We start from the raw sequence: 20,950 nt of genomic DNA, 5'->3' as shown, positions 1-20,950 counted from the left end.
AACGGGCTTAACTTAATAAATTCTTACTTGAACTCAATAATAATTTAGAAAGATCAATTTAGTTTTTGGTTTTAAGTCGAAAATATTTATTTTTACGCCGCGTTTTTGATGGGCAGATAGCTCAGTCGGTAGAGCAAAGGACTGAAAATCCTTGTGTCGGCGGTTCGATTCCGTCTCTGCCCACCAGAACTTGAAAGGGATGTGAAAACATCCCTTTCTCATTTTAAAGATTTATATACATTTGTAATGGAAATTCCAACAAAACGAATATTAATGACAACTAAAACTATTGTAATCGAAGAGATAGAGATCCGTATAAAGAAGAGTTCACGGGCACGTTATATGAATATATCGGTAAAACCGTTTGGTGGAGTTACAATATCGATCCCAGAAATGCTTTCATTTTATGACGGAGAGAAATTAGCGCATCAAAAAATAAAATGGATTAAAGAACATGTTTCTAAAATTAGAGGATACGAAAAAACATTTTCCATTTATGATGAGAATTCTAATTTCCGGACACGTAATCACCAGCTGGAAATAAAATCATCAGAGAAAAATAAATTATCTATTAAAGTTAGAAACGGATTAATAAAGGTTCATTACCCGGAAAAGATGGATGCCAAATCATCTTTAGTGCAGAAGGCTGTCAGAAAAGGAATTGAAACTGCATACAGGGAAGAAGCCAAAGAGTATTTGCCGAAACGGTTAAATGATCTATCGGACAAATGCAATCTTCCGTTCAATGAAATATTTATAAAAAATATTAAAAGCCGATGGGGAAGCTGTTCCGGAAAAAATAATATTAATCTTAGCATTCATCTTATGCGTTTGCCCGATCATTTAATTGATTATGTTTTGCTTCATGAATTGGCTCATACAAAGATCAAAAATCATAGTAAAAAATATTGGCAATTTCTAGATACCTTAACCGGCAACGCCAAACAAATAGATAAAGAATTAAGAAAGTTTAGAATTAGTCTTTACTAAAACATCAACTGAATCAAAATCTGAATGATAATAACATGCAAAGTATGCTAACTCAATAAGGTTTTTTAATTCGATAGCTGAACCCCAATTGCTAAAAGCTAATAGCTATTTAGTTGAATCCTGCACCGCCACTCTTTATATTTCTGCAGTAAAAAATGAAAGGAAAATATGTCATTTAACACAATCACAACAACTGATTTTACCGATCTAAAACTATTTAAGCGCGGTAAAGTTCGTGACGTTTATGATGTTGGAGAATATTATTTAATTGTTTCGACCGATCGGCTTTCAGCGTTCGACGTAATAATGAACGAAGGAATACCTTCAAAAGGCGAGATACTTAACCGTATATCCAAGTTTTGGTTTGACTACACAAAAGAGATAATTCCGAATCATCTTATCTCTATGAATGCTGATGAATATCCGGCTGTATGTCAACCCTATAAAAACGTGTTGCGCAATCGTTCAATGCTGGTCAAGAAAGCAGAATTAATTCCTATTGAATGTATTGTAAGAGGATATATTACTGGTTCCGGTTTAATCGATTATCAAAAGACCGGAAAAATATGTGGAATTGATTTGCCGAAAGGATTGGTCGAATCAGAAAAACTTTCGGAACCAATCTTCACACCATCGACTAAAGCTGAAATCGGTCTTCATGATGAAAACATTTCTGCCGAAGAAGCAACTAAAATAATTGGCAAAGATGCGTTTGAATTTATCAAAGACACAACAATAAAAATATATTCCGAAGCATCTGAGTATGCGCTGAAAAAAGGAATTATAGTTGCCGACACAAAAATGGAGTTTGGTTATTACGACGGGAAAATTATTCTGATTGATGAATTACTGACACCGGATTCGTCAAGATTTTGGCCACTGAGTGAATATCAAAAAGGAAAGACCCAAAACAGTTTTGATAAACAATATGTGCGCGATTATCTGCTCTCAGTTAATTTTAATAAAAAACCACCCGCACCTACTTTGCCTCAAGAAGTAATAATAAATACAAGCAAAAAATACCAAGAAGCATTGCTCAAAATTACCGGGGAAGTTATTTAAGGATGATTCCACTCGAAGTAAAGGTTAAAGAAAAATATTTGCAAATAAAATGGGATGATAGCTCAGAGACGACAATATCACTTACTAATTTAAGAAGATTTTGTCCGTGTGCTATTTGTACATCGCAAGATGAATCTCATCATCATGATTATATAAAAGTTTATTCCGATGAACAAATTACTCTAAAAAGTATTAACATTGTGGGCAATTATGCTGTTGGAGTTAGGTGGGCAGATAATCATAACACAGGCATTTACGATTTCAATTACTTGAAAAAAATATCCGACTTATAAAGGAAATTATAAACTCACATTATGGTTCTCCCAAATCAATTGACAATATTGAGAATAATTCTAACGCCGGTATTCCTTGTCCTTTTTCTAATTGGCGATCCGCTGACAATACAAATATCCTACGTGGTTTTTCTTATTGCTGCAATTACAGATTGGTACGACGGTTGGCTTGCGCGTAAATTCAATTATATAACAGAGTGGGGAAAGTTTATGGACCCGCTTGCCGATAAAATTTTAACATCAACAGCTTTTTTAGCTTTCGTAATTGTCGGCGTACTTCCACTTTGGATGGTTCTGCTTATAATAATCCGGGATTTTCTTATTACACTGATCCGAATCTACGCCGATTACAGAAAAGTCTCTTTTACAACAACCCGCACTGCGCAGCTCAAAACATTTTTGCAGATGTTTTTCCTCTATTTTTTACTTTTAATCTACACACTTAAGACTTTTGAAACGCTACAATCTTCTTATAAGGATCTATTTGATTTCCTGCTAAATCCAGTTGGGATTTATATTACAATGTTATTAATAACATTATTTACAGTTATAACTGGCATTACTTATATATTCAGTAATCGTTTTTTAATTAAAAAGCTGATTAAAGGTGAAAATTAATTTTTTAGAAAAACTTCTCGGTTCAGGATTCTATACCGGTTATATCCGGTTTGCATCCGGCACTTGGGGGAGTCTTGCTGCTCTGATGATTTATCTAATTCCGGGATTTGAAAATCCTTCGTTGATGATTTTTATGATCTCGCTATTCATTCTTATAGGAGTTCCGATTGCCGATAAATTTGAAGTGTTATATGGCAAAGATCCGAAAGAATGCACTATAGATGAAGTCGTTGGAATGTGGATTACTCTCCTTTTCCTCCCTAAAAAAATTTGGTGGATTCTTCTTGCATTTTTAATCTGGCGGGCGATGGATATTGTAAAACCATTCCCGGCCCGTAGATTGGAAAACATAAAAGGGGGATGGGGAATTATACTCGATGACATTATGGCAGCAATTTATTCTTTTATCTCTGTTCAATTAATAATTTACTTTTTCAACATTTTGGTTAAATAAAAAAATGAAAGCACACATTATCACTATTGGTGATGAAATATTGATAGGGCAAACACTTAATACCAATGCGGCATTCATTGGCGAAAAATTAACTAATTCACAAATTAATGTGAGTGCATCAAGCGTCGTTCCAGATGACGAAGAGATAATTATAAATGAATTCAAAAGGACTCTGGGACCAAATGATGTTGTAATAGTCACCGGCGGATTGGGACCAACACATGATGACGTTACAAGAAAATGTGTTGTAAATTTCTTCGGAACAGAACTGATTGAGAATGAAGACGTACTTTCCGACATAAAAAAGTTTTTTGAAGCAAGAGCAAGAAAATTAACGGATACAAATCGCGGGCAGGCGCTTGTACCTAAAATTGCTATACCGATACGTAACAGAAGGGGAACTGCACCGGGATATTGGATTGAGCAAAAAGGAAAAATATTTGTTTGCATGCCGGGTGTACCGTACGAAATGAAAAATATGATGGAAACTTTTGTGCTTCCAAAACTTAGTTCAATGTTGGAAAGAAAAAGTTATACAGCTACAACCAATTTACTTTCTACCGGAATTCCGGAATCCAATCTTTTTGATCGGCTTGGGGATCTAAATGAACTTCTAGCAGGCTCGAAGATGGCTTTTCTACCGAGTCAATACGGTGTTAAGATGCGCATTACCGCAGAATCTTCAAGCGAAGAAGACGCAAATAATAAATTGGATGAGATTGAACAGAAGATTCGCGCTAAGGTTGGAAGATATATTTATGGTAAGAATGATGACACGCTTGAGAGTGTGATCGCAAAATTATTGATTGACCGGGGACTTAAATTAGCAGTCGCTGAATCTTGCACCGGAGGTTTGATCAATAATCGCCTCACTAATATCAGCGGAAGCAGCCAATTTCTTGAGCGTGGAATTGTTGCATACAGTAATGCAGCTAAAGTTGAATTGCTTCACGTAGATGAAGACACACTTCAAAAATATGGCGCTGTAAGTATGGAAGTTGCCCGTCAACTTGCGGAAGGTGTAAAAGCAATTAGCGGTTCGGATATCGGTCTCTCCGTGACTGGTATTATGGGACCTACGGGAGGAACAGAGACCAAACCAGTTGGATTGGTTTATATTGGTATTTGCGATACCAGTATTTGCACCGCCTACGAATATCATTTTGGTGATGACAGGTTATTGAATAAAGACCGGACTTCCCAAGCAGCCCTTGAAATGCTGAGAAAAAATCTTCTCGGAATTTCATATGAAGATTAGATCATTCATTGCTCTTGAGATTCCGGATGATCCGCTTTTGGAAATTCTTAAAATAAGAAATGAGAAACTCGGCAAAATTGAAAACATCAGATGGGAAGAAAAAGAAAAATTACATCTCACATTAAAGTTTCTTGGCGATATTGATTCAGAAATGGTTGGTCAATATTCCAAATGCATGCAAAAGATCATTGATGCTTACGAAAGCTTGAATTTGAGTTTTAGTGAGTTTGGAGTTTTCAAAAGAAGAGATGAGTATAAAATTCTCTGGGCTGGATTGACTGAAAATAAGCGGCTTTTGGAATTAGTTGATGAGATAGACACTTCATTTGCTGATTTTGGAATTGAAAAGGAAAGAAAGAATTTTAAGTCTCATATAACATTATTAAGATTTCGCGGATACGAAGATTCCGAAAAAATAGTATCTTTGACACACGTAAAACTTCCTGTAATTGAATTTAAGGCAAACAAAATAACCCTTTTCGAAAGTAAATTATTACCGAGCGGATCGGTTTATAGATCACTAAAAAAATTTTATTTGAAAAACTAACGGAGGAAACATGGCTACAGATAAAGATGCCAGACTAAAGATTTTAGAAGATACCATTGCATCAATAGATAAAACTTACGGCAAAGGTACAATCATGAAATTGGGAGACGGCGTAATAAATGCTGTTGAATCAATTTCCACCGGATCGCTAACATTGGATTATGCATTAGGCATTGGCGGAGTTCCGCGCGGAAGAATAGTTGAGATATATGGGCCTGAATCATCCGGTAAAACTACGTTGTGTCTTCACATCATTGCCGAAGCTCAGAAAGCTGGCGGGCTTGCCGCTTTCATTGATGCCGAGCATGCAATGGATCTTAATTACGCTAAACGATTGAACGTTGATACGAAAAATCTTCTTTTGTCACAACCGGATTTTGGCGAACAAGCTCTTGAAATTGTTGATACACTTGTTCGAAGCAATGCCCTGGATATAATTGTTATTGATTCTGTTGCAGCCCTTGTACCCCGCTCCGAGATTGAAGGCGATATGGGTGATCCACAAATGGCATTGCAGGCAAGGTTGATGTCTCAAGCTCTTCGTAAATTGACCGGCGCAATTAGTAAATCCAAAACTTGCGTTATCTTTACAAATCAATTGAGAAGCAAAATTGGCGTTATGTTCGGAAACCCGGAAACAACCACCGGAGGAAACGCACTGAAATTTTATGCATCTGTGCGATTAGATATTAGAAGAGTCGGTGCTTTGAAAGACGGACAAAATGTTTTTGGTAATAGAACAAAAGTTAAGATTGTAAAAAGTAAAGTTGCCCCGCCGTTCAAAGAAGTTGAATTTGATATTCTATACAATGAAGGAATCAGCAAGGCAGGAGAAATTATTGATCTGGCAAGTGAGAAGAATCTTCTTAACAAAAGCGGTTCATGGTTTACATATAAAGAAAATCGATATCAAGGACGCGATCAATTAAAAGCTAAGATGCTGGAAGATCCCGAGCTATTTAGCTCATTAGAGAAAGATGTAAAAACTGCTCTTGGAATGATCAAGGAAGAACATTCCAAACCGGTAAAAGAGAAAGAAGAAACGGAAACTAAATCAAAGAAAAAGTAATAGATGATAATAACTGCCCTTCAGAGGAAGGGAAATAATGTCGTAATTATTTTTGATGATAGTGAGCCGGTAACAATCGATTACCGGACTGTGCTTGATAATGGACTCCGGAAAAATGATACGATAGACGAAAAGTTTTTTGAGCAGTTAATTTCCGAAAGCAGCTTTTTGAAAATAAAAGACACAGCATTTCGACTTCTTGGAAGAAGACATCATTCTACTTTGGAATTAAGAAATAAACTCGTTAAAAAAAAATATCAGAAAGCTATTATTGAAAAAGTATTAACAGATCTGACTGAAAAAAAATTACTGGATGATGAACAATTTGCTGTTGCCTATTTAGAGGAACGGTCGGTTAAAAAGAAAATCGGCATTAATAAATTAAAAGCCGAACTCTTCAAGAAGGGAATTGACCGAAAGATAATTGATAAAATCCTGCTGAATGTTGATTCTGATTTGAGTTACGAACAAGCATTTGAATTAGCCAAAAGGAAATGCCTGTTTCTTCAAAGGAAAGATTTAGACAAAGCAAAATTGAAATCAAAAATCTTTTTGTTTCTCAATTCACGTGGCTTTGAATCTGAACTAATCATGAAAGTCTTGAATGACTTAAATCTTGAGAACGAATAGTTGCCTATATTGTTTTCTGTTCAGCATTTACTATTTTTGAATACAAATTTAAAAGAAATTAATGAATAAGTTTACCGGAGTTGATTATTTCGATGTAGAAACACTTCTAGAAGAAGATGAAATAATGGTACGCAACTCCGTACGTGATTTTGTTGATGACCGGGTCATTCCAATAATCGAAAAACATTACAGCGAAGCAAAATTTCCATTTCATCTAGTTAAGGAACTTGGCAAACTTGGACTTTTCGGTATTACTCTTCCGCAAAAGTATGGTTGTGCTGAGATGAATAATGTTTCTTACGGCTTGGTTATGCAGGAATTAGAAAGAGGCGATAGCGGCATTCGGAGTTTTGTTTCAGTTCAAACATCATTAGTGATGTATCCTATCTTTACATTCGGAAGTGAAGAACAAAAAGATTTCTGGCTGCCGCAGCTTGCAAGCGGAGAAAAGATCGGCTGTTTTGGATTAACAGAGCCGGATTTTGGATCGAATCCCGGTGGAATGATTACACGTGCTGAGAAAGTTGACGGCGGTTACAAAATTAACGGCGCTAAAATGTGGATTACAAACGGAACTATTGCAGATGTTGCTGTTGTTTGGGGAAAGTTAGATGGAGAAGTGAGGGGATTTCTGATAGAGAAGGGAACGATAGGTTTTACTGCACCTGAAATGAAAGGAAAGCATTCTCTAAAAGCTTCTATAACTTCAGAACTAATATTTCAAGATGTTTTTATTCCGGAGAAAAATATTTTACCTGGCAGTAAAGGATTGAAATCACCATTGATGTGTTTAAATCAAGCCCGGTATGGAATTGCATGGGGAGTCGTCGGTTCAATGATGGCATGTTACGACTCGGCGTTAAATTACGCAAAGTCGCGCATTCAATTCAGCAAACCAATTGCAGCGTATCAGATGACGCAAGAAAAATTAGTCTATATGCTTACGGAAATAACAAAAGCGCAACTTCTAAATTTGCGATTAGGTCAATTGAAAGATAAAGGTCAAGTTAAGCATACACAAGTATCCATGGCCAAACGAAATAATTGCGAGAAAGCTTTAGAGATCGCTCGTATTGCGCGTGAGATTCACGGCGCTAACGGAATTTTAGATGAATATCCGATCATGAGGCATTCACAAAATTTAGAATCCGTTAAAACATATGAGGGAACTCATGAAATGCATACGTTGATAATCGGTGAAGATATAACGGGGTTTGCAGCGTTTGATTAAAAGTGAGACCACTTTTTGTGGTCTTTTTTGTATATAAAGAGAGGTTAAAATGGCTCAAAATAAAATTTATTTAGAAGGATTAACTTTTGATGATATTCTTCTTGTTCCGGCACGTTCATCTGTTCTTCCACGTCAGACAGATATAACTTCATTTTTAACTAGAGATATTAAATTGAACATTCCGTTTATCTCTGCGGCTATGGATACGGTTACAGAATCGCAAATGGCGATTGCTATGGCGGCTCAAGGCGGAATTGGAATTATTCATAAAAATATGTCAATAGATAAACAAGCCGATGAAGTGGATAAAGTAAAACGCTCCGAAAGCGGAATGATTGTTAACCCAATTACTCTTACTCCAGATAGAACAATAAAAGATGCGGAAGAACTGATGTCAAAGTATCATATATCGGGAATTCCAGTAATTGATGAAAAAGGTAAATTAGTTGGGATTCTTACAAACCGAGATCTAAGATTTGAAAGAACCGGAAGTAAACTTGTAAGTCAATTGATGACAAAAGAAAATTTAATTACCGCACCTCTTGGAACAACACTTCATGAAGCCGAAAAAATTCTACATCAATATAGAATTGAAAAACTGCCCGTCGTAGATAAAAAAGGAATTATTAAAGGATTGATTACTTATAAAGATATTATGAAGAAAAAAACTTTCCCCCATGCTTGTAAAGATGGACTTGGAAGATTAAGAGTTGGCGCCGGTGTCGGTGTTACTTCCGATACATTGAAAAGAGTCGAAGCATTGGTAGCTGCAAATGTAGATGTTATTGTTCTGGATACTGCGCATGGTCATTCAGAAGGTGTACTGAAAATGATTAAAGAGATTAGAAGAAAATTCAAACATACACAGTTAATAGCAGGTAATATAGTAACTAAAGAAGCGGCTCTTGAACTTGTTGCTTGCGGTGTCAATGCAGTTAAAGTTGGAATCGGCGCCGGTTCCATTTGTACTACTCGTATCATTGCAGGCGTAGGTGTTCCACAAATCAGTGCAGTTATCGAAGTAGCTAACGCATTAAAGGGGAAAAATATTCCAGTGATTTCCGACGGCGGAGTAAAACAAACCGGAGATGTAGCAAAGGCAATTGCTGCCGGAGCCGATACAGTTATGATGGGCGGTATGCTTGCAGGTGTTGATGAAACTCCTGGTGAAAAAGTTTTATTTGAAGGAAGAAGTTTTAAAGTTTACAGGGGAATGGGTTCACTTGGCGCAATGAAACAAGGAAGCAGTGACCGATATTTCCAAGATATAGAAGCTGATATAAAGAAGTTAGTACCGGAAGGCATAGAAGGACGCGTTCCATTTAAAGGATCTTTGTCCGATACAATTTATCAATTCATTGGTGGATTACGCGCAGCAATGGGTTATTGCGGCGCAAAAACAATTAAGGATCTTAAAACAAAATCCAAATTTGTCAAAATATCAAATGCCGGATTGCGCGAAAGCCATCCGCATGATGTTTTAATAACCGAGGAAGCTCCGAACTATCAGATGACTAAGAAAATTTAATTCAACGTCTTTAAATTGATTATAAGAGATTAAAAATTGAGCGGTCTAAAAGAATAATTACTCATAAATAAATTATACTCTATGTTCAAAGTACTCGTTATTGCTTATTATTATCCTCCACTCGGTTTAAGCGGGGTTCAGCGGACTCTGAAATTTACAAAGTACATGAGCCGTTACAATTGGGAACCGACTGTTATAACTACAGGTAATGTTGCCTATTTTGCACACGATTTTTCTTTGCTTAAAGAAGCTGAGGAAGCCGGCGTTAAAATCATTCGAACGGAAGCTTTTGATATTAATACAATTCTTGGCAAACAATATAATACTGTGAGTATGCCTAAAGAATTTATACGTAAAATTCTTTCGAGGATTAGTAAAGCGTTCTTTATCCCGGATAATAAAAATTCTTGGTCAAAGAAAGCTTATAAAGTAGCCAGAGAACTTTTACAGAAAGAAAAATTTGATATTATATTTGTTTCAGTTCCACCTTATTCGGGATTTGTAACAGCTTCTAAACTGAAAAAGGAATTTGGGATCCCTCTATTTGTAGACTACCGCGATTTGTGGTTCGGAAATCATTTCTCTTTTTATCCTTCGCCCTATCACCGTTACAAACACAAGAAGATGGAGTACAACGCATTACGAACTGCGGATAAAGTTGTTGCTATAAATCGTAAGATCAAAGAAAAAATTTTATTAACGTATCCATTTCTTTCTTTTAACGATGTGATGTTAATTCCTCATGGATTTGACCCGGCGGATTTTGAACCTTCGAAAGAAAAAATTGCTTCCACCCATAAAATGAAATTGACTTATGCAGGTATATTTTATGAAAATATAACCCCTGAATATTTTTTGAAGGCATTTAAAGAACTCTCTGTAGAAAGACCCGATATTGCAGCTAATATTGAATTGGAATTTATAGGACATCTTCGCAATGAAAACAAAAAACTAATTAAAGAACTTGGTATAAATGAATTTGTTAGAGATCATGGATATTTAGAACATAATGAAACGGTTAAGAAATTAAAAACAAGCGATATATTGTGGATGATGATTGGAAAAATTCACAACGCAGATACTATCTCTACTAGCAAACTTTATGAATATTTTGGTTCTCGTAAACCGATTCTTGGATGCGTGGTTGAAGGAACTGCTAAGTCTGCCATGCAAGAATACGGCGCTTCATTTATTACGGCTCCAGATGATATTAAAGAAATAAAAGAAACTATAATTAAAATACATGATCTATTTCAGAAAAAAATATTACCGGTTCCAAACGAGGAATTTGTTTCTAAGCATGATCGAATAACATTGACCCAGCAGTTGACAAAAGCATTCCAATTTTATTTGAAGGCAGAATAATGAAAATTGTGATAATTGGCTCCGGTGGAAGGGAACATGCCCTTGCGTTAAAAATTGCTGAATGTAATTCGACTGAAAAACTTTTTATCATCCATGGAAATCCGGGAACGCAGCATGTTGGAGAAAATATTCAGATTGACCAAGATGATCATGAAATGATAAGTAAGTTTTGTCTGGAGTGTTTAATTGATCTTGTTATTATAGGTCCGGAGAAACCTTTAATTGATGGGTTGGCTGATAAATTACGAGAAGATGGTATAAAAGTTTTCGGACCATCGAAGAAAGCTGCGCGGATTGAAGGGGAAAAATCATTCGCAAAAAATCTGATGAAGGAAGCAAAAATTCCAACCGCGTCTTTCGAAGTATTCGATAAAGATAATTATGACATTGCCATAAATTATTTAAATAAAAGCACTTATCCGGCAGTAATTAAAGCAGATGGTATCGCCGCCGGTAAAGGTGTTATGATTGCCGATACTTTTGAAGATGCAAAAGAAGCACTAAAAGAATGTTTTATTAATTGCTCGTTTGGTAGTGCCGGTGATAAAATTGTAATAGAAGAATTTATGACCGGGCATGAAGCCTCGATCTTTGCTATCACTGATGGAAATAATTTTATACTTTTACCGGCTGCGCAGGATCATAAAAGGGTTTATGATGGCGATAGAGGAAAAAATACTGGCGGAATGGGTGCGTATGCTCCAACTCCTTTCGTAACTAAGAATGACCTCGATTATGTTGCAAATAAAATAATCGAACCGACGCTTAGAGCATTACGCGAAAAGGGAATTCCCTTTATAGGATGCCTTTACTGCGGATTAATGATGACAGACTCGGGACCTAAAGTAGTAGAATTTAATTGCCGTTTTGGGGATCCGGAAACTCAAGTAATCCTTCCATTACTTGACGGAAATTTTGTTGAACTTCTGTACTCTGCCGCTTCCGGCAAAATTAACAAAGAATCAGTTTGGTATAATGGAGGAGCATCCGTTTGTGTAGTCGCCGCATCCGGTGGTTATCCCGACAAATTCGAAAAGGGTTTTATAATTACCGGTTTGGAAAATGATTTTCCAAATGCAAAAGTATATCATGCTGCTACAAAAGAAGTAAATACAAAAATCATTACGAACGGTGGAAGAGTATTGAGTGTTTCATCCTTTACAAAGAAGAACGACCTAATTGAAGCTAAAAGAATATCTTACGATGCTATTTCAAAAATAAATTTTGATGGTATGCATTACAGAAAAGATATTTCCGACAAAGCTTTGAAGTAATTTTTATATCGAAATATTCTTACTAACCAAGTTGACTTATTCGCAATTATCCATTCTAAATTCTCAATTAATTTATCCTGGTGGCCAGTTCATTTTTCGACCGCCCAATAAATGCATGTGAAGATGATAAACTTCCTGCCCGGCATCCGGACCGCAATTCAAAACCAATCGGAATCCAGTTTCACTCACTCCAAGTTCTTTAGCAATTTTATTCGCTGCATCGTATAATGCTCCGAGCAGGGCTGCATGCTTTTGCGGATCAATATCACGGGTGGTCTCGATTTCCGTTATCTTAGGAATTATAAGAACATGAACGGGTGCCTTAGGATTGATATCATTAAATGCCAGCACTTGATCATTTTCAAAAACAATTTGTGCAGGAATCTCTTTTCGTATAATCTTGGAAAAAATTGTCCCGCCATTTGCGGGATCCCGTTTTGCGGTGATTTCTCCCATAACTATTCCTTTTCTATTTCGTATTTCTTTAATTTATTATAAAGATGGCTTCGTTGAATTCCAAGTATATCGGCCGTTTTACTAATATTCCAACCGTTCGCATTAAGTTGTTTGATGATAAATGCTTTTTCCGCTTTTTCTTTGAATTCTTGGAAGCTGTTCGAAATATTAAGAAGATCATCAACGTTTGAATTGGAACTCTGTGTGAAGATTGATACATCTTTCTCGTTTATCTCAGATTTAGGAACCATTATAACAATGCGTTCAACAACATTTCGCAGTTCGCGAACATTTCCTTTCCACTGAAGAGTTTGAAGTGCTTTTAATGCGGCATCAGAATACCTTTTAGGTGAGAATTTATTTTTTTCACAAATAATTTTAGAGAAGTGCTCTACCAATAGAGGAATATCATCTTTCCGTTCTCTTAAAGGCGGAACATGAATCGGAATTACATTCAATCTATGAAAGAGATCTTCCCTAAAGTTTCCTTTCTTAATTTCTTCCTGTAAATCCTTATTTGTCGCTGAAATAATTCTAACATCGACTTCAATTTTGGAATTTCCACCAACTCGTTCAATTTTACCTTCTTCAATAGCCCGCAAAACTTTTGCCTGTGCCTGGAGGCTCATATCTCCGATTTCATCAAGAAAAAGATTCCCTCCGTTTGCTTGTTCGAATTTTCCTGTATGTTGTTTTATCGCGCCAGTGAAAGAACCTTTCTCATGTCCGAACAATTCTGACTCAATTAATTCATGGTGTATTGCGGCACAATTAACCTCAATTAAATCTTTATTAGCCCGGACGCTCAAACGATGAATCTCTTGTGCCACTAATTCTTTTCCGGTACCATTTTCACCGGTGATTAGAACTCTTGCATCTGTCTTTGCAACTCTTGAAATAGTTTCGTGAATGGTTTGTATCACTTCACTATTGCCTATTATTATCTCAGAACCTGAGAGTTCACTTTTTAATTTCTTGTTCTCTTTTACAAGGTTTGTTTGATCGACAGCATTCCGTACGCTTATTAATAGTTTGTCGCGATCAATTGGTTTTTCGAGAAAGTCGAATGCGCCTAGTTTAGTAGACTTAACAGCATTCTCAACGCTTGCATGCGCCGAAATCATAATAACTTTCAGTTCAATCTCTTTTTCATGAAGCCAGTTTAGAACTTCAAAACCGTTTTTGCCAGGCATTTGAATATCCAGAAGAAGAGTATCATAATTTCCGAATTCGATCTTCTGTAATCCTTTATAAGAATCGGTTGTGTAATCGACAAGATAATCTTCATACTCCAGAATCATCTTAATGCTTTCACAAATTTCTCTTTCGTCGTCAATAACTAAAATTGATTTCATGGGTAGATTCTAAAATTAAGTAGTTGATAAACCTTTAATGCTTCCGACGGCTTTGCGTCCGAATTGTTCCGGACCATTAAGGAAAATAGTTCACCAAGATGATTCGCAATTAAATCCCGTCTGTCATAACCGCCCTGAAGAAAAAATCCTTGTTCGAAATACTCGACAAAGATACCTAGAAATTCAGACAAATTAAAAATGGTTACATCGTATTTGAGGAATGCATTAGCAAAAAAGTGAGCCAGTTTGTCTTTATCACCAAAATCATTATTAGGGGAATCATAAAATAATTTCTTGGGAGTATTCTTCAATTTTTCATTAAATACTTTTTGCGGCGGAGAGGGAAGTGGAATTCTAATATGTGTGCCGATTAGCGGAAGTTTCATTTCAATTTTGTTATAAGGAATAAAAACAAAAGTAAGACAAAAAAAAGTTTCAGATTTGTCTCCGTCAAAAAACTTCAGCGCTTTTTCATAAATAAAATCAACAGATTCCAAATCATTGTGAGATTTAGAGAACTGCTTAAATTCGTCTGAGGCAATATATCTTGTTAAATAAAATAACCCGCCGTAGAAAGATTTATCATATTCAGACTGCGCTTTTATTGGTGAACTGATCATGACCATGAGTAATAGCAAGATCACAGATTTATTTTGAATGAATTTGCTCACCAAAATTTATGTTTGAATAACGCCGGGATTAAAACGGGGGATGTTAGGATTATTATTAGCGCATTCTATAGAATATGAAATGTACTCGCGTGTTTGAGCAGGGTCAATTATTTCATCAACCCATAAACGGGCTGCTGCATGAAGCGGATTGCTTGTTTCTTCATAAGATTGCATAATTTCATTTAGCAATTTTTCTTTCTGTGCTTTTGTAAATTCTTTACCGGTATTTTCCATTTGCTTCAGGCGTATATCAAGAAGAACTGAACTAGCTTGTGCACCTCCCATAACCGCAATTTTTGCATTTGGGAATGCAAAAATAAAACGGGGATCGTAAGCTTTTCCGCACATCGCATAATTACCGGCTCCAAAACTATTCCCAATAATTATTGTGATTTTTGGAACAACAGTATTAGCAACGGCATTCACCATTTTTGCGCCGTCCTTAATTATTCCGCCATGTTCAGCTTTGCTTCCAACCATAAATCCGGTTACATCTTGCAGAAAAACGAGTGGAATTTTTTTCTGGTTGCAGTTCATAATAAAACGTGTAGCTTTATCTGCACTATCGCTATAGATCACACCGCCAATCTGCATTTCACCTTTTTCTGTTTTTACGACACTACGTTGATTAGCAACGATTCCAACAGCCCATCCGTCTATCCGGGCATAAGCTGTAATTATACTTTTTCCGAAACCGGATTTATATTCGTCAATTTCTGAGTTATCAACTATCCGCGCGAGCAATTCGTAAGTGTCGTACGGTTTGGAACCATCCTCTGCAATTACACCATAGATATCTTTAGTCTCAAATTTTGGAGGAACTGAATCTGTGCGATTAAAACCGGCTTTATCATTATCTCCATATTTACTTACCAGGCTTCTGATCTGAGACAGACATTCATCATCATTTTTCATTATATAATCTGTTACACCGGAAATATTGGATTGCACACGAGCGCCGCCGAGAATTTCGTTTGCAACTTCTTCACCAATTGCGGCTTTAACTAAATGAGAACCGGCAAGAAAAACAGATCCTTCACCTTCTACAATTAATGCCTCATCGCTCATAATTGGAAGATAGGCACCTCCAGCAACACATGGACCCATAATTGCGGCAATCTGCGGAATTCCCATTGAGGACATGATCGCATTGTTGCGGAAGATTCTTCCAAAATGTTCCTTATCTGGAAAAATATCTTCTTGAAGTGGGAGGAATACTCCGGCACTATCAACGAGATAAATTATTGGCAAACGGTTTTCGATTGCGATTTCTTGTGCACGTAAATTTTTCTTTGCTGTAATTGGAAACCAAGCACCGGCTTTAACAGTTGCATCATTGGCTACAATTACAAAATTCTTTCCGTGAATTTTTCCAATTCCGAAAATTGTTCCGCTGCTTGGAGCGCCGCCGTATTCCTTATACATATCAAATGCCGCGAAAGTATTCAGCTCAAAAAATGTTGTTCCGGTATCTATTAATTTTTCAATACGCTCACGTGCGGTAAGTTTCCCTTTTTCATGCTGCTTATCGATTGCAACTTTTCCTCCGCCGAGTTTTATAGTATCTCTAACCGCGTTTATCTTTCTAATAAGATTTTTATGAAAATCTTCCCTTCGAAGAAAAGTTTCGCTCTGATTTAATTGAGTCCCGATTTGTGCCATAAGTAATTCGACTTAGTCCTTTAAAAGATTTCTTGCGATGACCATTCTCTGAACCTCAGATGTACCTTCGCCAATTGTTAAAAGTTTTACATCGCGGTAAAATTTTTCAACCGGATAATCTTTTGTGAAACCATATCCGCCGAATATTTGCACGGCTTCATTTGATGCACGAGTTGCAACTTCACTGGCAAAAAGTTTTGCTTTGGAGGCGATATCTAAAATATTTTTCTTTTCATCTTTCATTCTGGCAGCTTTAAAAGTCATTAGGCGAGCCGCCTCGATTTCACTTGCCATATCCGCCAGTTTGAATTGTATAGCTTGAAACTCAGACAAAGTCTTACCAAATTGTTTTCGTTCTTTAGAATAAGAGAGAGAGGCTTCAAGACAACCTTGCGCAAGTCCCACACTCAAAGCGGCAATAGAAATTCTTCCGCCTTCAAGAATTTGCATTGCTTGGATAAATCCTTCTCCTTCATTGCCGATCATATTTTCTTTTGGTACCCGGCAGTTTTCAAAAATTAATTGTGTCGTCTCACTTGCGCGCATTCCCAATTTATTTTCTTTCTTGCCAACAGAAAATCCTTCGGTTCCTTTTTCAACTATGAAAGCGGAGATACCCTTTTTATTCTTACTTTTATCGGTGACTGCAAGTACAACTGCTGTCTTACCAACACCCCCATGTGTGATAAATGCTTTTGTACCGTTCAATATAAAATAATTATCATCTTTAATTGCAGTTGTCTGCATCGCCGCGGCATCGCTGCCGCTTCCGGGTTCCGTTAATCCCCAGGCTCCAATAATTTTTCCGGAAGCAAGATCCGGCAAATACTTTTTCTTGAGTTCTTCATTTGCAAAAACATTAATATGATTAGTGCAAAGTCCATTATGAGCCGCAACCGAAAGCGCAACGGAAGGGTCAATTCTTGCCACTTCTTCAACAATCAGCGCATATTCAACATAACCAAGTCCCGAACCACCGTATTCTTCGGGAACAAGTATTCCGAGGAATCCTAGACCTCCTAACTGCTGCATCAATTCCATTGGAAAGTGCTGTGATTCGTCGTATTCCATGACGTGCGGTTTTAATTTTTCTTCAACAAAGTTTCTTATTGTTTCTTTTATTGCAAGCTGGTTTTCATCCAGCTCAATTATAAAATTAATTTCTGTATTAATTTCTGCCATGATAAACCTTATTGCTTTATGGTTGATTTGAAATTGTTAAATATTGATTCGGCAATTTGATATGGAGATGTTTCTCCTTCAACAACTTTTGCTAGGGAAGCTTCTAAACTTTCAGCCCGTTCATCTTTCCACAATTCATTTTTCATAAGATGTTCAACAATTTCTTTGATACGTACTTTGTAATTGGATTCGCGCTTCTCTTTAAGTAATCCGTTTTGTTCCAAATAGTTATGATGACGTTCTATTTCATCTGCGATTTCTTTTGTACCGTTATTTTCAGATGCGATCGCTTTGATAATATTCGGCAGCCAACTTTTTTCGGTATGATCACGAAGCATAAGAATTGTTTTAAGCGCCATCATTGCGCTTTCGGATCCCGGACGGTCGCTTTTATTCAATACGAAAAAATCGGCAATTTCCATCAAGCCGGCTTTCATTGCTTGAATGGAATCACCGGATTCCGGAACAAGAACTACAATAGTTGTATCTGCCGCTTTTGCAACATCAAGTTCTGATTGACCTACACCGACTGTTTCAAGAATTATGAAATCATATCCGGCAGCATCAAGAACATCGGCGGCATCAATTGTTTTTTTACTTAATCCTCCGAGACTTCCGCGTGTTGCCATACTCCGGATGAATACTCCTTCGTCGCTTCCGACTTCACTCATTCTAATGCGGTCTCCGAGTAGAGCACCGCCGGTAAAAGGACTTGTCGGATCAACCGCAATGATTCCGACTTTTTTATTTTGTTTTCGGAAATATTTTGTAAGCTGATTTGTGAGAGTAGATTTTCCAGCTCCGGGGGGACCGGTTATTCCTATCCTGTAAGCTCGTCCTATATTTTTGTGCAGTTCTTTAAGAATCTCTGTTGAAATAGAGTTTCCCGATTCAATAATACTTATTGCACGGGCAACAGCACGTTTATCGTTTAAAAATATTCTATCAATTAAATTATTTGATAACATGAAAGTATCTAAATGTATAATCTGTTTTGAGAAATATATTCTTTTACTTTTTGCGGAACAAGATAATCAATTGGCAAACCATTCTTCACACGGCTCCGGATTTCTGTAGAGGAAATATTAATGAGGGGAGTATCAAGTAAAATTGCCGAGTCGAAATATTTGTTATGCACAACCGGAATGCTATCAATTTCCCGTTTAAGTACAATGACCTTAGCAAGTTTAAAAATATCATCCGGACGATTCCATTTATCGAACACAATCAAATTATCGAAACCGATGATGAGTTCTATATCAGAATATTTTTTTCTTAACTCAACCAATGTATCATATGTATAAGAAACATCTCCTTTGCGGATTTCATAATCGCAAGTTTCAAATAAAGGAGAACTTTCAATAGCGAGATTGACCATATTCAAGCGATGTATATCTTCAGTCGGCGTTTGATCTGTCTTATGCGGAGAGATATGACACGGTACAAAAATAATTTTTTCTAAATTCCGTCGCTTGATAACATCGAAAGATGTTGTAAGGTGACCAATATGAATCGGGTCAAAAGAGCCGCCAAATACACCAACAGTTTTCATTTTATTTCAAGTGTGTTCGTTTTTAAAAGTGAACCGACAATCTGCCTATTCTTTTCGATTTCAAAAGCATAAAAGTCTTTAGAACCATCTTTCACGTTTTTAAATTGATTTTTGCTGAAAGCAAGCCTGATTGCATAGCGGCAATAAAGTTTTCTAATCTTTTCATCTATCCATCCTTTCCTAAATCTCAAATGGCTGCTGAGAATCTTTATATGCTCTTCCGGAATTAAACCATCATTGCTTTCTTCAAATAGTTCGCGTTCAACAATATATTTTTCATTTTTGATAGACAATCTAAAAACAAAAAAGAAAACGAGTGCTAAAAAAATCATAAAAATAAATCCATAAAAAAAAGTAGTTTCAAAACTGATTGTCGCATTCCACAAAAAATGGATTAACATTGCAAAACTCAGACCGGCAATTGGAAGAACTCTCTTTAATACAGGGGATGAAAATTTTGCAATTGCGAGAAAAGCGCCGAATGTTGCTGTAGAAATACAATGCATCACAGCAGAAAAGAGTGAGCGTACTAATACGAGGTAAATCCATGATGAGAAAGAATCTCCATAAGTTAAAAAGTAAATGAAGTTTTCCGTCATACCAAAACCGAGACCAATAGCTGCGCCGTAAACAATTCCGTCTGTGATGTTATCAAAATGTCTTGAATTTATTGAATAGAGGAGAAATAGACCTTTTGCAATCTCTTCGCTGAAAGGCGCAAAGAAAATTGTTTGAATCAACGATGATGATTTTGAAGACGCTCCGGCATCGCCGGTGACGGACAATAGAATCATGTTTCCGATAATACTTATTATTACGGCACCAAAAGCACCCCAAAGAAAATGGATAAAAAGAAAAGGGAATGGTTCACGGTCGTACTTATCCATCCACCAAATTAAGAGAAGATAAACCAACATTGGAATTAATGCAGCTAAAAGTGAAGCAAAAACCGGCATAGCTTCAAACTCTTTGATTAATAATCAAATTAACAGTTTCCTTGATTATAAAAGATTGGCTGTATATATTTTGACCCAATTTTTCCATGTTCTTCAAATGATAATAAAATATACGACTTTTTCTGACGGTATACATAATTTCCAACTTTCGGCACCCGTAAAGAAGCTCGGACTAGAAGAATTGTTCTTTGGAAATGTTGAAGTTGATTGTAAGATGGATAAATCACATCATCAGATTGTTCTCGATTGCGATTTGCTGGTTCATTAAAGAAATATTTGCGACAGATGCGCCGTTGAATTTGAAACTAATCTGACAAGTCATTTCCAGATTAGCTATCTTTTCACTCGGGAAACTGTGAAATCTGACGAATACAACGTAAAGTATCTTTCACCGGATCAAGAAAAGATCTACTTGAAAGAAGATATTTATGAATATGCCGAGCTTTCGATCCCTTTAAAACGTTTATGTAAAGACGATTGCAAAGGTTTATGCCCGCATTGCGGAAAAAACTTAAACGAAGAAACATGTAACTGTAAAGACGAAAAAACCCATGATGTATGGGAACCTTTAAAAAAATTAAAAGGTAATTTTAATAACTAATAAACAGGTAGTACGATGCCAAATCCGAAACGCAAGATGTCTAAAACAAGAAGAGATAAGCGAAGAACACACTATAAAGCGACTGTTCCTTCCTTGAGCCGCTGCTCTAACTGTGGTGAAATTAAATTGAGCCATAGAGCTTGTCCGAACTGCGGCTATTATGCCGGCAGATCTATGTTCGTTCCAGAGTCGTAAC

At 36.5% G+C, this 20,950-nt stretch carries 24 protein-coding genes and 1 tRNA gene; 17 read left to right on the top strand and 8 right to left on the bottom strand.

All coding sequences use genetic code 11. From position 1 onward, the window contains the following. Positions 1-110: 110 nt before the first annotated feature. The 14 genes from NTX65_01775 (at position 111) to purD (ending at position 12,319) form a co-directional block, all read left to right on the top strand. A tRNA-Phe gene (locus NTX65_01775) sits at positions 111-186 on the top strand. Between the two features lie 15 nt (positions 187-201). Beyond that, complete coding sequence (locus NTX65_01770) at positions 202-990, top strand: SprT family zinc-dependent metalloprotease (GenBank protein MCX6168040.1); 789 nt, start codon at positions 202-204, stop codon at positions 988-990. Positions 991-1,158: 168 nt separating this feature from the next. After that, positions 1,159-2,052 (top strand): phosphoribosylaminoimidazolesuccinocarboxamide synthase, encoded by an 894-nt coding sequence (locus NTX65_01765; GenBank protein MCX6168039.1) that lies wholly within the window; start codon positions 1,159-1,161, stop codon positions 2,050-2,052. 2 nt (positions 2,053-2,054) lie between these two features. Continuing rightward, positions 2,055-2,345 carry a DUF971 domain-containing protein gene (locus tag NTX65_01760; protein MCX6168038.1) on the top strand — a complete coding sequence of 97 codons (291 nt, stop codon included), beginning with the start codon at positions 2,055-2,057 and terminating at the stop codon, positions 2,343-2,345. A 21-nt stretch (positions 2,346-2,366) separates the two neighbouring features. Next, the gene (gene pgsA / locus NTX65_01755; GenBank protein ID MCX6168037.1) at positions 2,367-2,963 is read left to right on the top strand and encodes a CDP-diacylglycerol--glycerol-3-phosphate 3-phosphatidyltransferase; all 597 of its coding nucleotides are present in this window, start codon (positions 2,367-2,369) and stop codon (positions 2,961-2,963) included. Next, positions 2,953-3,417 carry a phosphatidylglycerophosphatase A gene (locus NTX65_01750; GenBank protein ID MCX6168036.1) on the top strand — a complete coding sequence of 155 codons (465 nt, stop codon included), beginning with the start codon at positions 2,953-2,955 and terminating at the stop codon, positions 3,415-3,417. Before pgsA ends, NTX65_01750 begins: the two co-directional genes overlap by 11 nt. Before the next feature lie 4 nt (positions 3,418-3,421). Next, positions 3,422-4,675 (top strand): competence/damage-inducible protein A, encoded by a 1,254-nt coding sequence (locus NTX65_01745; protein MCX6168035.1) that lies wholly within the window; start codon positions 3,422-3,424, stop codon positions 4,673-4,675. After that, positions 4,665-5,222, top strand: coding sequence for an RNA 2',3'-cyclic phosphodiesterase (gene thpR, locus NTX65_01740; protein ID MCX6168034.1), 558 nt, complete (start codon positions 4,665-4,667; stop codon positions 5,220-5,222). Before NTX65_01745 ends, thpR begins: the two co-directional genes overlap by 11 nt. A gap of 10 nt (positions 5,223-5,232) precedes the next feature. After that, positions 5,233-6,291, top strand: a complete 1,059-nt coding sequence (recA, locus tag NTX65_01735; GenBank protein ID MCX6168033.1) for a recombinase RecA — start codon at positions 5,233-5,235, stop codon at positions 6,289-6,291. Between the two features lie 3 nt (positions 6,292-6,294). Further along, positions 6,295-6,921: a regulatory protein RecX gene (locus NTX65_01730; GenBank protein ID MCX6168032.1), complete on the top strand. Its 627-nt coding sequence runs from the start codon at positions 6,295-6,297 to the stop codon at positions 6,919-6,921. A 61-nt stretch (positions 6,922-6,982) separates the two neighbouring features. Then, positions 6,983-8,152: an acyl-CoA dehydrogenase family protein gene (locus tag NTX65_01725; protein ID MCX6168031.1), complete on the top strand. Its 1,170-nt coding sequence runs from the start codon at positions 6,983-6,985 to the stop codon at positions 8,150-8,152. 49 nt (positions 8,153-8,201) lie between these two features. Beyond that, complete coding sequence (gene guaB / locus NTX65_01720; GenBank protein MCX6168030.1) at positions 8,202-9,680, top strand: IMP dehydrogenase; 1,479 nt, start codon at positions 8,202-8,204, stop codon at positions 9,678-9,680. Positions 9,681-9,761: 81 nt separating this feature from the next. Then, the gene (locus NTX65_01715; GenBank protein MCX6168029.1) at positions 9,762-11,045 is read left to right on the top strand and encodes a glycosyltransferase; all 1,284 of its coding nucleotides are present in this window, start codon (positions 9,762-9,764) and stop codon (positions 11,043-11,045) included. Next, on the top strand, positions 11,045-12,319 hold the full coding sequence (gene purD, locus NTX65_01710; GenBank protein MCX6168028.1) for a phosphoribosylamine--glycine ligase: 1,275 nt from the start codon (positions 11,045-11,047) through the stop codon (positions 12,317-12,319). The genes NTX65_01715 and purD overlap by 1 nt, the downstream gene beginning before the upstream one ends. 72 nt (positions 12,320-12,391) lie before the next feature. Here purD and NTX65_01705 read toward each other — a convergent pair whose 3' ends face one another. Genes NTX65_01705 through NTX65_01670 form a run of 8 tightly spaced genes read right to left on the bottom strand, consistent with a single transcriptional unit; the run spans position 12,392 to position 20,153 of the window. Beyond that, positions 12,392-12,775: a histidine triad nucleotide-binding protein gene (locus NTX65_01705; protein ID MCX6168027.1), complete on the bottom strand. Its 384-nt coding sequence runs from the start codon at positions 12,773-12,775 to the stop codon at positions 12,392-12,394. 2 nt (positions 12,776-12,777) lie between these two features. Beyond that, positions 12,778-14,130, bottom strand: a complete 1,353-nt coding sequence (locus tag NTX65_01700; protein ID MCX6168026.1) for a sigma-54 dependent transcriptional regulator — start codon at positions 14,128-14,130, stop codon at positions 12,778-12,780. After that, positions 14,127-14,756 carry a hypothetical protein gene (locus tag NTX65_01695; protein MCX6168025.1) on the bottom strand — a complete coding sequence of 210 codons (630 nt, stop codon included), beginning with the start codon at positions 14,754-14,756 and terminating at the stop codon, positions 14,127-14,129. The genes NTX65_01700 and NTX65_01695 overlap by 4 nt, the downstream gene beginning before the upstream one ends. 51 nt (positions 14,757-14,807) lie before the next feature. Beyond that, positions 14,808-16,463, bottom strand: coding sequence for an acyl-CoA carboxylase subunit beta (locus NTX65_01690; protein ID MCX6168024.1), 1,656 nt, complete (start codon positions 16,461-16,463; stop codon positions 14,808-14,810). 12 nt (positions 16,464-16,475) lie between these two features. Further along, the gene (locus NTX65_01685) at positions 16,476-17,645 is read right to left on the bottom strand and encodes an acyl-CoA dehydrogenase family protein (GenBank protein ID MCX6168023.1); all 1,170 of its coding nucleotides are present in this window, start codon (positions 17,643-17,645) and stop codon (positions 16,476-16,478) included. An 8-nt stretch (positions 17,646-17,653) separates the two neighbouring features. Next, positions 17,654-18,613 (bottom strand): methylmalonyl Co-A mutase-associated GTPase MeaB, encoded by a 960-nt coding sequence (gene meaB, locus NTX65_01680; GenBank protein MCX6168022.1) that lies wholly within the window; start codon positions 18,611-18,613, stop codon positions 17,654-17,656. 8 nt (positions 18,614-18,621) lie between these two features. Beyond that, positions 18,622-19,197: a nicotinate-nucleotide adenylyltransferase gene (nadD, locus tag NTX65_01675; GenBank protein ID MCX6168021.1), complete on the bottom strand. Its 576-nt coding sequence runs from the start codon at positions 19,195-19,197 to the stop codon at positions 18,622-18,624. After that, a complete protein-coding gene (locus NTX65_01670; GenBank protein ID MCX6168020.1) occupies positions 19,194-20,153 on the bottom strand; it encodes a PrsW family intramembrane metalloprotease in 960 nt (319 codons plus the stop codon). The genes nadD and NTX65_01670 overlap by 4 nt, the downstream gene beginning before the upstream one ends. 97 nt (positions 20,154-20,250) lie before the next feature. Here NTX65_01670 and NTX65_01665 point away from each other — a divergent pair, with 97 nt between their 5' ends. The 3 genes from NTX65_01665 to rpmF are packed head-to-tail and all read left to right on the top strand — an operon-like array spanning position 20,251 to position 20,949. Continuing rightward, positions 20,251-20,421 (top strand): hypothetical protein, encoded by a 171-nt coding sequence (locus NTX65_01665; protein MCX6168019.1) that lies wholly within the window; start codon positions 20,251-20,253, stop codon positions 20,419-20,421. A 6-nt stretch (positions 20,422-20,427) separates the two neighbouring features. Continuing rightward, on the top strand, positions 20,428-20,754 hold the full coding sequence (locus tag NTX65_01660) for a DUF177 domain-containing protein (GenBank protein ID MCX6168018.1): 327 nt from the start codon (positions 20,428-20,430) through the stop codon (positions 20,752-20,754). A gap of 15 nt (positions 20,755-20,769) precedes the next feature. Further along, positions 20,770-20,949, top strand: a complete 180-nt coding sequence (gene rpmF, locus NTX65_01655) for a 50S ribosomal protein L32 (GenBank protein ID MCX6168017.1) — start codon at positions 20,770-20,772, stop codon at positions 20,947-20,949. The last annotated feature ends 1 nt before the right edge of the window (position 20,950 follow it).

The organism is Ignavibacteriales bacterium (genome assembly GCA_026390795.1).
Lineage (GTDB): Bacteria > Bacteroidota > Ignavibacteria > Ignavibacteriales > Melioribacteraceae > Fen-1258.
The sequence above is the reverse complement of the archived record's forward strand: the minus strand, read 5'-3'. Positions and strand labels throughout refer to the sequence as shown.